General features: G+C 45.9%; 10 protein-coding genes. All 10 read right to left on the reverse strand.

All coding sequences use genetic code 11. From position 1 onward, the window contains the following. Positions 1 to 16: 16 nt before the first annotated feature. The 10 genes from ATL39_RS06995 to pheS all read right to left on the reverse strand — a co-directional run bounded on the left by ATL39_RS06995 (position 17) and on the right by pheS (position 12,639). Positions 17 to 790, reverse strand: a complete 774-nt coding sequence (locus ATL39_RS06995; protein ID WP_120192572.1) for an enoyl-CoA hydratase — start codon at positions 788 to 790, stop codon at positions 17 to 19. A 19-nt stretch (positions 791 to 809) separates the two neighbouring features. Further along, positions 810 to 1,412, reverse strand: a complete 603-nt coding sequence (locus tag ATL39_RS07000) for a fatty acid metabolism transcriptional regulator FadR (RefSeq protein ID WP_120192573.1) — start codon at positions 1,410 to 1,412, stop codon at positions 810 to 812. 171 nt (positions 1,413 to 1,583) lie between these two features. Then, positions 1,584 to 3,287: a long-chain-fatty-acid--CoA ligase gene (locus tag ATL39_RS07005; RefSeq protein WP_120192574.1), complete on the reverse strand. Its 1,704-nt coding sequence runs from the start codon at positions 3,285 to 3,287 to the stop codon at positions 1,584 to 1,586. A gap of 240 nt (positions 3,288 to 3,527) precedes the next feature. Then, positions 3,528 to 3,938 (reverse strand): DUF350 domain-containing protein, encoded by a 411-nt coding sequence (locus ATL39_RS07010; RefSeq protein ID WP_120192667.1) that lies wholly within the window; start codon positions 3,936 to 3,938, stop codon positions 3,528 to 3,530. A 41-nt stretch (positions 3,939 to 3,979) separates the two neighbouring features. Continuing rightward, a complete protein-coding gene (locus ATL39_RS07015; protein ID WP_120192575.1) occupies positions 3,980 to 6,337 on the reverse strand; it encodes an endonuclease MutS2 in 2,358 nt (785 codons plus the stop codon). A gap of 15 nt (positions 6,338 to 6,352) precedes the next feature. Further along, entirely contained in the window at positions 6,353 to 8,086 is a 1,734-nt protein-coding gene (polX, locus tag ATL39_RS07020; RefSeq protein ID WP_120192576.1) for a DNA polymerase/3'-5' exonuclease PolX, read from the reverse strand. 87 nt (positions 8,087 to 8,173) lie between these two features. Then, the gene (locus tag ATL39_RS07025; protein ID WP_120192577.1) at positions 8,174 to 8,722 is read right to left on the reverse strand and encodes a CvpA family protein; all 549 of its coding nucleotides are present in this window, start codon (positions 8,720 to 8,722) and stop codon (positions 8,174 to 8,176) included. Between the two features lie 3 nt (positions 8,723 to 8,725). Continuing rightward, positions 8,726 to 8,992 (reverse strand): cell division protein ZapA, encoded by a 267-nt coding sequence (gene zapA / locus ATL39_RS07030; protein ID WP_120192578.1) that lies wholly within the window; start codon positions 8,990 to 8,992, stop codon positions 8,726 to 8,728. A 177-nt stretch (positions 8,993 to 9,169) separates the two neighbouring features. Further along, positions 9,170 to 11,593, reverse strand: a complete 2,424-nt coding sequence (gene pheT / locus ATL39_RS07035) for a phenylalanine--tRNA ligase subunit beta (RefSeq protein ID WP_120192579.1) — start codon at positions 11,591 to 11,593, stop codon at positions 9,170 to 9,172. 11 nt (positions 11,594 to 11,604) lie between these two features. Continuing rightward, positions 11,605 to 12,639 (reverse strand): phenylalanine--tRNA ligase subunit alpha, encoded by a 1,035-nt coding sequence (gene pheS / locus ATL39_RS07040; RefSeq protein WP_120192580.1) that lies wholly within the window; start codon positions 12,637 to 12,639, stop codon positions 11,605 to 11,607. Positions 12,640 to 12,668: the final 29 nt, after the last annotated feature.

A 12,668-nucleotide genomic window follows, 5' to 3' on the forward strand; every position in this document is an offset into this window, starting at 1 on the left:
GTTCCTCCCTAATTTTTTATTTGTTTTTAAAAGCCGGCTTCCGCTTTTCAATAAATGCCTGGATGCCTTCTTTTGCATCTTCGCTCGCAAAAGCCCGCCCAAACAGTTCTGCTTCTTTTTTACTGCCTTCTTCTCTCGAAGATGGTATAGCATACCGCAGAAGCTCCAGTCCCATTTCTGTCGTTATACGGCTTTTCGAAGCGATATGACGGGCTATTTCAACAGCCGCTTTCACATGTTCACCTTCAGGCACTGCTTTATTTACAAGACCCCAGCGTTCTGCTTCTTCTCCGGTAATGGGGAGGCCGGTTAATATCATCTCGCCTGCTTTAGGCCGTCCGACCAGCTCAGGAAGTCTCTGGCTTCCCGCATAGCCTGGAATGAGCCCTAATGTGGTTTCCGGAAGGCCGAGCTTGGCATCTTTTGTAGCCACTCTCAAGTGGCATGCCATCGCCATTTCCAGTCCTCCGCCCAAAGCTGCTCCATGAATAGCCGCAATAATCGGCTTTGTAAGGGCTTCCATTTTATCGAATACCTTTTGCCCGTTTGTGCCTAAATCTGAAAACCCACTGCTCGTTTCCACATTTGTGAATTCTTTAATATCTGCCCCGGCTGCAAAAAATCTGCCTTCCCCATACAGCACGGCTGCATGTACTTGTGTATCTGATTCAATCTCATCCAGAACTACGCTTAGTTCTGAAAGGACGGAGGCAGCCAGAGCGTTAGCCGGCGGCCTCTCAAAAACGATATGGGCGACATGATCTTCCACCCGCCATTGTAAATGATCCATCCTTATCCCTGCTTTCTATCTATTGTTTTGCGCGCACGTTTGCACCAAACCCCTGAAGAAGCATGGAAGCTACGGGAGCAGCTAATTCATTCAGGTCATACCTGTATTCATTCATAATCCAGGTCGTAACAACTTCATCTATCGTGCCGAAAATCATCTGCCGGGCCAGCTTTTCATTTAAATCATCTGAAAAAACGCCCGTTGCTTTTCCTTCTTCAATCAGCCCATCCATAATAAGAAGATATTCTTTTAAAATATCATTGATCTGCTTGCGCAGATGGCTGCTCGACTGCCTTAATTCAAGCTGCGTCACGATAGCCAGATTTCTGCTTAACGAAAGCTGCCGGAAGTGGTTGGCTACGAGTGAATGAAGCTTTTCCTCAACTGACAGCCGGGACGTAAGCTCGTCTTTAATATTCGTAATAAACTGGCCCATTTTTTCTTCAAAGACGGAAATCAGCACATCTTCTTTATTTGCAAAATAAAGATAAATCGTACCGTCCGCTACACCGGCCCGCTTTGCTATTTTGGATACCTGGGAATTGTAGTAGCCGTTTTCGGCTATTACGTCTACTGCCGCTTCTATAATTTGTTCATATTTGGGACCTTTTCGTTTCCCCATGGCAGAACGCCCCTTTTACAATGTATTAATAGTGAATGACTGTTCATTCATTATATGTCTAGCTTCATCATAGATAATATTCAAAGGAGTGTCAAGCCTTATTCCGTAGATTCTCCACGTGAAAAAAAAGCCCGGCTCCAGGACCGGACTTTTCCGCACATATCAGACAGATCAGCTGCCTTTCTGCATTTCTTTTGCTTTTGTGTTTTTTTCTTCTTCTTCAACAAGAACCCGTCTTAATACTTTACCGATAATTGTTTTCGGAAGTTCTTCTCTTCGTTCAAACTGTCTCGGCACTTTAAAGGAAGCCAGATGCTCCCTGCAGAATGCTTCCATTTCTTCATCTGAGGCACTTTTGCCATCTTTAAAAACGAGGAACGCTTTTACCGTTTCTCCACGGTACGGATCCGGTACGCCGATAACGGCGGCTTCTTTTATTGCTTCGTGCTCATATAGTACTTCTTCGATTTCTCTTGGATAGATGTTAAAGCCTCCGGCGATGATCATATCTTTTTTGCGGTCGACAATATAAAAGTAGCCTTCGTCGTCCATGTATCCCATATCACCGGTCAGAAACCAGTTCCCATGAAACACAGCCGCCGTATCCTCGGGCCTGTTCCAATAGCCTTTCATCACCTGAGGGCCTTTCAGCATAATTTCTCCAATTTTTCCTGCCGGTGCCGGACCTTCTGTTTCCGGATCATAAATAGCCGCTTCCGTGTCAGGCCAGGGAATACCTATGCTTCCTTCTTTTCGTTTCCCCCAGATAGGCGTAGAAATAGCTACCGGAGACGTTTCAGTAAGCCCGTATCCTTCTACGAGCTTTCCTCCCGTCAGCTTTTCAAACGTCTGCTGCACTTCGAGAGGAAGCGGAGCAGATCCGCTCAGGCAGGCTTCAATAGAGGAAAGATCGTATTTATTAATGGTCGGTTCATTAATCAGCCCAACATACATCGTTGGCGCTCCCGGAAAAACGGTCACTTTATGCTTTTGAATTGCTTTTAAAATAGGGACCGGCTCAAAGCGGGGCACGATAATCATTTTTGCTCCGTGCATAATGCTGATATTCATTACTGTTGTCATGCCGTAAACGTGGAAGAACGGCAGTGCAGCCATAATTGTTTCTTTTTTTCGATCAATATTATACATCCATGCACTGCTCTGCATAGTGTTTACTACTAAATTATAATGTGTCAGCATGACCCCTTTTGCAGGCCCCGTTGTTCCTCCGGTATATTGAAGAAGAGCAATATCTTCTTTAGGATTAAAAGAAATGTCCGGCTTTTCCGGTTTTCCCTCTGCCATAATTTTTTTCAGCCGGTGCGTCGTGCTGTCATACTCGATCTGCTTTGCAAGAGCTGCATTTTTCCGCTGCACGAGTGGATATAGATTTTTTTTAGGGAAGGGAAGATAATCTTTAATGCTTGTGACAAGCACGTGTTCAAGTGAGGTTCTGCTTCTGACGGCCCGTACACGCGGATATACTAAATCCAGGCAGATCATAACCTTCGCCTGGGAATCGTTCATTTGATGCTCGAGTTCACGTTCCACATACAGCGGATTCGTCTGCACCACAATGGCCCCGGTCATCAGAGCTCCATAATAACAAATTACTGCCTGAGGGGAATTCGCCAGCATAATCGCTACCCTGTCCCCCTTCACTACACCAAGCTTTTTCAGCTGGCTGCTGAGCTTGAGGGCTTCATGATAAACCTCCCGGTATGTCATATCTTTTCCCATAAAGTGAAGTGCTTCACGATGCGGCTGATTAACAGCCGTTTCTTCAAGGTAAGAGTGCAGCGTTTTTTCGTCATAGGAAATACTTACAGGTATTTCCTTTGGGTAATGGGACAGCCATGCATGCTTTTCTTCCATTTTAAATCCCCCTTTTAAATGTGGACACAGGAATACGTAAAGAAGCACTCTATACAATTATTATAATGGAAACGCTTACAATTATAAAGAGATAAATGTAAAAAAATGGGCTCTATCCTGAGGACGGCCCATTTCTTTCCTATAATGAAGAAAATAAATAGATACAGCCTGCTGCAAAAAACACGGCACAGCAGATGATTAATATTTTTGCTAACCGCTCCATTATCTTCCTCCTTTATATCAGCTTAGTATCCCTGCTCCTATAACAAAAGACAGCCCCGCGGAAATAATAAATGCAATCAAGCCGACCGCTCTATTATCATTTGCAAGTTCTTCATCTACTTTAAACATAGGAGTTAAAAATTCAAACACAAGATAACTGATAATCAGCAGCACAAATCCGAGACAACCCCACACAATAGTCGTTAATATCTGATCGTTATGCAGGATGGAAAAGTGAAGAATATTGGCAACGCCGAAGATCTTTCCTCCGGTGGCAAGTGCTACAGCAATATTACCTTTTTTTATTTCTTCCCAATTGTTATAGGGGGTTATTGTTTCAAACACAGCTAAAAATACGATAAGTGAGAGCAGTGCTACGCTGTAGTTGGCAGCTGTCTGCCCGAATGGCGTCTGCAGTATGGCTTCCAGGCCTGCCACCTTCCCTTCTCTGCCTCAGGCGGCGTGAGTTATTATTTTAGTTCCGCAACTGTATTTCCTATACCGCCTTCATTCATTCCCCCGTCACGGGTGCTTTTTACACTGGGATGTTTTTTCAGGTACTCTTTCACTCCCTTGCGCAGCGCTCCTGTTCCTTTTCCATGAATAATATGAACCTGCCCATATCCTGCGAGAACGGCTTCGTCCAAATATTTCTCCACCTGACGCAGGGCATCTTCATAGCGCTGCCCGCGCAGGTCAAGCTCGGGCTTTACCGGGGCACTGGTCGTCACGGAGCGGACATTGCGAAGAGGAGTTTTTTCTTTAGAACTGCTCAATTTCTCCATGTTGCTTTTATTAACCGTCATTTTCATAATGCCCAGCTGAACCTGGAATTCATTTTCATTCAGCTGTTCCAGCACCTGGCCTTTCTGTCCGAAACTTAATACCTTTACTTCATCTCCGGACTTAATCGTATCGGTTTTTTCAGCCTGCCTTTTTATTTGCTTCATGCGTTTTGTAGGAGCCGGCTGTGCTTTATCCATGCGCGACTTGGCATCAATTAGCTGATGTTCTTTTACATTATGGCCTTGTTTCTCAAGCTCTCTTAACTCACGGATAATTTCATCTGCCTGTTTTTTTGAAGCAGAGAGTTCGCTTTCTGCCTCATCGCGCGCTTTTTGGAAGATAGTTTCTTTTTCTTCTTCCACCCGCTGGACTTTTTCAGCTAATTCCTTCTGCAGCGATTCGGCTTCTTTTCGAAGCGCGGTCGCCTGCTTTTCCTGTTCTTCTACAGACAGCTGCCTATCCTGAAGGGATGCTATCATCTGCTCCATCTGCCTGCTGTCTGTACTCACTTCCGCTTCGGCTGCCGTAATAATGTCATCACTCAGACCCAGGCGTTTGGATATGGCAAAAGCATTACTGCGCCCCGGTACACCAATCAGCAGACGGTAGGTCGGCCGGAGCGTGTTTACGTCAAATTCCACGCTCGCGTTCATAACCCCTTCCCGATTGTAGGCATACCCTTTCAGCTCACTGTAATGGGTAGTGGCAATGAGGGAAGCGCCTTTATTATAAACGTAATCGAGAATCGAAACAGCCAGAGCCGCACCTTCCGTAGGATCGGTGCCGGCACCGATTTCGTCAAATAATACCAGACTGTGGTGATCAATTTTTCCAAGAATATCTACAATGTTGGTCATGTGGGATGAAAAAGTACTCAGGTTTTGTTCAATGGACTGTTCATCCCCTATATCCGCGTAAATAGACTCAAATACAGCAGCTTCCGAATTTTCCTCTACTGGAAGAAACAGACCGGACTGCGCCATCAGCGTCAGCAGCCCCGCTGTTTTCAGCGTGACCGTTTTACCGCCAGTGTTGGGTCCGGTTATAACAAGAGAGGAGAAATCTCCACCAAGTTCCACCGTAATTGGTACAACTTCCTCTGCGTCAATAAGCGGATGTCTCGCTTTTTTGAATTGAAAATGGCCCGTGCTGTTTACCTTCGGCTGCGTCGCTTTTAAGTCATGGGCGTAATACCCTTTGGCAAAAATAAAATCGACATAGCCGAGCGTCCGGGTGTTTTCCAGCAGTTCTTCTCCATTTTCCTGGATTTCAGCGGATAGCTCCCGGAGTATTTTTTCAATTTCAATCTTTTCTTTGCCACGGGCTTCCCGAAGCATATTGTTCATCGTAACGACAGACTGCGGTTCAATAAACAAAGTCGCTCCGGAGGCCGATTGATCATGGATAATCCCGCCGAATGATCCGCGGTACTCCTGTTTGACGGGAATTACATACCGGTCATTCCGTATAGTAATAATCGAATCAGATAGCTTTTTCTGCTGATCCTGCGATTTAGTCAGCTGGTCAAGCTTGGAACGGATGGACGCCTGCTGGCCCCGGATCTGCTGTCGTATGCTGCGCAGAGCGGGAGTGGCACTGTCCATTACCTCTCCATTATCATCCACCGATTGTTTAATAGACCGTTCTACATCTGTCAGGACCGTAATCGCTCCCGTGATTTCATCGAGACCGGGCAGTTCAATGCCGTCCTCTGTCATTTTATCGATAAAGGATTTGACTCTTCTTGCAGCATAAATAGTATCCGCTATTTCAAGAAGCTCCCATGCGTTCAATACGCCGCCGATCTGCGCTCGTTTGATATGGGCAAATACATCTTTAATGCCGCCGAGAGGGGCCTGTCCTTTTAAGCGTACAACACGGTGTGTCTCCTCCGTAATGGTCATGGCATGCTTTATGTCGTCCACCGATGTCAACGGCTTCATTTGATCAATTTCAGCTCTTCCTAATGAAGATCCAGCATGTTTTTTCAGCTGATCTTTCATCTTGTTGTATTCGAGCACCCGAAGGACTCTATCGTTCATTGTCATCTTCCTTTCTTATTGAAGCCGGCGTTTTTCTTTTTTCTCCCGCAGGTAGTCCGTTAATTCCGCCGCTGTTAATGTATTGAGTACCTGTCCCGGACGGAGCATGGCTTTTCTGGCGATGCCGGTGCCTATTTCCATATCGTCCATCATCTCCGGATTGTGGGCATCTGTATTAACTGCCAGCGCCACTCCTGCTTCTGCCGCTTTTTTCAGCCATTCTGCCGATAGATCAAGCCGGTTCGGGTTGGCATTCAGTTCCAGTGCCGTACCCGTTTCCGCTGCACGTTTAATCAGCTTAGGCAGGTCTGCATCATACCCGGGCCTTCTTCCTATTAAACGGCCCGTAGGATGGGCAATCAGGTCCACGTGTGGAGAAGTAAGCGCAGATTCAAACCGTTCCATAATGACAGACCTTTCCTGGGAAAACGAAGAATGAATAGAGGCAATTACTATATCCAGCTGTTCCAGAACAGTGTCCTCGATATCAAGAATGCCGTCTGGACGAATATCCATTTCAATACCGGCAAATATTTGCAGATCTGTATATTTTTCATTCACTGTTTTTATTTCTTCAATCTGTCTGAGAATACGATCTTCATCCAGACCGTGGGCTACTCTTAAAAACTTGGAATGATCGGTAATAGCTATCCATTCATAGCCTCTTTTTCTCGCTTCCTCTGCCATTTCCTCCACAGACTGGGCGCCGTCACTCCAGGTTGTATGCATATGCATGTCTCCCCGGATAAGGGGGAGCGTGAGGTCTTCACGGGGATTGCTGTAAACGTCCAGCTCATCTTTGCCGGCTCTTGCTTCAGGCGGGATGTACTGCATCCCATAATATCCGAAAAAAGCTGCTTCGTCTGTAAACGTTTGGACGTCTCCGCTTTCCACGTTTTCGATTCCATATTCGCTGATCCGTTCCCCGTTTGATTTTGCGAGCTGCCTCATCTTCACGTTGTGATCTTTCGAACCGGTAAAATGATGAAGGGTCGTCGCAAAGGCCTCGTCTTCAATCATCCGCACGTCTACCTGTACCGGATATTCTTCTCCTTCCAGCTCCAGGGACAGCTTTGTATCTCCATCCGCGATAACGCTGGAAATACCGGAGAACGCTTTTATCTGTTCTTTCACACGCGCAGGATTATCCGTTGAGATGATATAATCCATATCTTTAACGGTTTCTTCCAGTCTTCTTAAGCTGCCGGCACGGGCGTAGCGGTGCATACCTTCTACAGCGGCAAGCTTTTCTTCAAAGGAATCCGCCATTTTCAGCATAAGCGGAATGGGAAGTCTTTCCGGCCTGCTTCCCATTTCTTCTAAAGCTTTCATTATTTTCTCTTCTGACTTGGCAGCAAATCCGGCAAGTTCACGGATCTGATTTTCCTCACAGGCTTTTTTCAGGTCGGCTGCATTAGTAATTCCTAATTCCTGATAAAGCTTTCCTATTTTCTTCCCGCCCAGTCCGGGAAGACGTAATAACGGCAGCAGCCCTTCCGGTATTTCTTTTTTCAGCGTCTGGAGGAGCTCGGAATCACCATGTTCTTTTACTTCATTTATTAAACCGGCTGTTCCTTTGCCGATGCCGGAGAGCTTCGCCACATCCTCGATATCATTAATGGAGCGTTCATCGTTTTCAAGCGCCTGGGCCGCTTTCCGATAAGCAGAAATTTTAAATGTATTTTCACCCTTTATTTCCATATATACAGCAATACGTTCTAAATGATTGATAATTTCTTTTTTATTCATTGTTTTCCTCCATTAAAAGTAGAAAAAACTTCTCTTGAAGAGAAGCTTTTTCATTTATTAACGACAAGCCTTTCGGCATATGCTCTTTTAGAGACCCTGCACTCCCAGGTTTTGAAGCCACTGGGATAAATAAGGCGTATCATAAATCATATACTGAGCCATGCCTGACTGTGCTATGGCCTGTTGAATTGGTTCTACCGGCACGAGCGAAAAAGCGACAAGGAGTATAAACAGCACTACATACGTCTCTACTATTCCCAGCAGTCCGCCCAGCCATTTGTTAAGCATACTCACAAGAGGAATACCCGATATAACGTTAAAAATAGAACCAAGCATCTGCATGATTATTTTGGCCACAATAAACAGCGCTATAAAAGCAATGGCTGAATAGAAAAACGTCTGCATGTCAAAAGTCGCTGATAAAAACTGCACGTTCTGGCTTCCGGAATCCTGCAGAAATCCGGGATACGGTATCCACTGCCTGAGCCAGGCGGCCGTGTCTTCATAGAAATAAAAAGCAATGACTAAAGCGAGAAGAAAACTCACCAAAGAAACAAACTGCAGGATAAATCCTTTTCTTAATCCGGAAAAAAAGCTGCCGATTAGAAAAAGAAGAATCAGTATATTTATAAGCATGTGTTATCTGTCCTCATTTTCTTCTTGGATAGTCTGCTCGTTTTTGTACTCGTCTTTCATTTTTAAATTCTCATCCACCAGATTGACTGCTGTTAATACGGCCAGTCTGGTCGTATTCAAATACGGATTCAAAGATTTATGTTCTTTCATTTTTTCTGTCAGGGCTTTCGCTACTTTTCTTACATGTTCGGGTGGATCATCTCCAACAATTGTGTACTGCTGTCCATATATCGTTACGGTCGTTTTGTATTTATCTTTTTCCTCAGCCATCGTCATGCCCCCTGATCTAAGCAAATCCTATACTTAATCATAACAGAATCGCCAACCAATGAAAAATGTTTCCCACCTTTCTGCCGGGGCCTGATATTCCAGCACAGCAGTGCAGTTATGCACTGCCTGTTAAAAACCGGCCCTTCCTGTATACGGAAGAGCCGGCCCGGGCGTTTCTTATTGTTTTCTTAAATTGGCATGAAATGTTTTTTCTACATGATGGAGTACATTTTGATGGGCCTGCTGCATTTCTTCCTCAGCCAAGGTGCGGTCCGGATCAAAATAGATGAGTGAAAATGCCAGAGATTTTTTCCCTGCTTCCATATGTTCCCCGTCATATACGTCAAATAGGGAAACATGTTTTAACAGGGGACTTCCTGTTTCTTCAATCGCTTTCTGCACCGCTCCTGCCTCTACTTCCGTATCTACTACAAGAGCAATGTCCCTTGTAATGGAAGGAAAGCGGGGGATCGGGGTATAGGCGACCGGCTCTTCTTTTGAAGCAATCAACTTTCCCAAGTGCAGTTCAAATACGTACGTTTCTTTTATATCCCATTCTTTCTGCACTAATGGATGAATCTGGCCGACGTAGCCTATGAACGTACCCTGCGCATAAATATCTGCACTCCGTCCCGGATGCATATCCTTCATTGAGGTTCTTTCAAAACGTACATCCTGTCCCCAGCCAAGTTTTACAAGCAGGTTTTCAACAATTCCTTTGACCGTGAAAAAGCTGGTTTCCTGTCTGGCTGTTCTCCAGCCCGCCTCACTCCATTTACCAGTGACGGCGCCGGCAGCATATTCAAATTCCTCCGGCTGGCCTGTGAGTGTCTCTTCAGTGCTTCGGAACACTGAACCTACTTCAAAAACAGCCGTATCTGCATTTTGGCGGTTTTGATTGTATTGAATAACATCAAGCAGATGAGGAACCAGGCTCGACCGCATGGTGCTTCTTTCTTCGCTCATCGGCATCGTGACTTTGATCGGATACCCCGGACCTCCGGATAAAAACCTTTCAATCATCCGCGGAGATGTTAAGGAATACGTGACCGCTTCATTTAATCCCGCACTTTCCAGAAAACGGCGCACCTTTCGTTTTTGCTTTTGGGCTTTTGTAAGAGACCCCGGGGTTAAAGCTCCCGCGGGCAGGGTAGATGGAATTTCATCATACCCATACAGCCGTGCTACTTCTTCTGCGAGATCCGCTTCGATAAAAATATCCCATCTTCTTGATGGTATTTCCACATCAAAAGTTCCGTCTGCTTCTTTATAAGGAAAGCCCAGCCGGTCAAAGACCGCTGCAATTTCTTCCGTGTTCAGGGGAAGGCCGAGCATAGTATGAAGCTTTTCTGTCCTCGTCTGAACAATCCTCGGAGAACGGTCTCTGGAATCATGAACTGACCCGCTTTTCTGGACTTCTCCACCGGCCAGTTCCACAAGTAAGGCTGCCGCTCTGTCAGCTGCTTCGTCTGCCCGTAAATGATCAATTCCTTTTTCAAAACGAACGCTGGATTCACTGCGCAGTCCCATATCTTTTGATGCTTTTCTGACTAATGCCGGATCAAACACCGCTGTTTCCAAAAGAATCGTTGTAGTATCCTCCTGCACTTCTGAAAAGCTTCCCCCCATGACGCCGGCCAGGGCTGTCGGCTCTGTACCGTTTGTAATAACGAGGTATTCGGGTGAAAGTTCACGTTCTGTTTCATCGAGCGTTACCATTTTCTCATTCATTTCCGCACGACGCACGACGATTTCCCTGGAGCCGAAACGATCCAGATCAAATGCGTGCAGCGGCTGTCCGTACTCAATCAAAATATAATTTGTAATATCCACCGCATTATTGATCGGACGAATGCCGGCAGCAATTAAACGGTTCTGCATCCATACGGGAGAAGGTTTAATTTTAATATTGCTGATGACCCTGGCGTTATAATAAGGAGCATCCTTTTCGTTTTCAACGCTGACGCTGACGGGTAACTCTGTTTTTTCTCCATGCTCTTCTACCTGGGTATTCGGGTGCGTTACTTTTCTGTCTAAAAGAGAAGCAACCTCATACGCCGTTCCAAGCATGCTCAGGCAGTCAGCCCTGTTCGGTGTAAGATCAAGCTCCAACACCGTGTCATGAAGCTGCAGAGCTTCTACTGCACTACTTCCGGTTTCTACTCCGTCTGGAAAAATGTAAATGCCATCTGTAAATTCTTTGGCTACCAGTTTCTGCTCGATGCCAAGCTCCTGCAGGGAGCAGATCATTCCTTCTGAAGCGACTCCCCGAAGCTCTGTAGAAGAAATCGATACATTACCTGGCAGAACAGCGCCGGGCAGCGCTACAGCCACTTTCGTGCCCGCTGCTACGTTAGCAGCTCCGCAGACAATCTGGTTTTCGCCTGAACCGGTGTTTACCTGGCAGACGTTGAGCTTATCAGCTTCCGGATGCTTTTCTACAGAGAGTATTTCGCCTACGACAACCGATTCAATAGGCTCGGTTCTTTTATAAACAGCGTCTACTTCAATCCCTCCGCGGGTAAGACGCTCTGCTGTTTCTTCCGGGGTAACATCCCGTACGTCTACATATTCATTCAGCCATTCATATGAAACTAACATCTAATCCCTCCTTATATCTGCTTCCATTGATTTAAAAAACGCATGTCATTTGTATAAAAATGACGAATATCATCAATACCGTACTTCAAAAGGGCAAAACGTTCTACACCCATTCCAAAAGCAAATCCGCTGTACTCCTCAGGATCAAATCCGCTCATTTCAAGTACCTTTGGATGCACCATTCCGGCACCAAGCACTTCAATCCACCCGCTCTGTTTACACATACGGCAGCCGCTTCCACCACAGATACCGCACGTTACATCGACTTCTACAGAGGGTTCAGTAAAAGGAAAAAAGCTCGGGCGCAGGCGGATGGTCCGCTCTTCGCCAAAATATTTCTTCACAAATGCCTCCAGGATTCCTTTCAGGTCACTCATGCGGATATTCTTATCCACGTACAGTCCCTCGATCTGCATGAACTGATGGGAGTGGGTCGCGTCGTCATCATCGCGGCGGTACACTTTACCAGGGCAGATGATTTTGACCGGGCCGCGTCCCTCATGCTTTTCCATCGTACGTGCCTGGACCGGCGACGTCTGGGTGCGGAGCAGCAGATCTTCCGTTATGAAAAAAGAATCCTGCATATCACGTGCCGGATGCTCTTTCGGCAGGTTCAGCGCTTCAAAGTTATAATAATCCGTCTCAATTTCCGGCCCCTCTGTAACGGAAAAACCAAGGCCGATAAAAATATCTTCAATTTCTTCTACTACTGCCGTCAAAGGATGCCTCGATCCCTGTTTAACCGTATCACCCGGAAGCGTTACGTCAATTGTTTCCCCGGCAAGCTGTTTATTTAATTCCTCCGCCTCAAGGGATTGATTTTTTTCGTCCAGTTTTTCCTGGATTTCGCCGCGCACATCATTCGCAGCCTGGCCGACTTTAGGCCGTTCTTCTGCCGAAAGCTTTCCCATTCCTCTTAATACTTCTGTAATGGGGCCTTTTTTTCCTAAGTATTTCACCCGCACCTTTTCTACATCTTTTTTATCTGCTGCCTGGTTTAATTCTTCCAGCGCCTCGCTTAAAAGTGCCTGTAATCGTTCAATCATTTTATTTCCTCCTGCCGTATAATCGCTCT

Origin of the sequence: Sinobaca qinghaiensis (assembly GCF_003610495.1) — a bacterium.
Lineage (GTDB): Bacteria > Bacillota > Bacilli > Bacillales > Marinococcaceae > Sinobaca > Sinobaca qinghaiensis.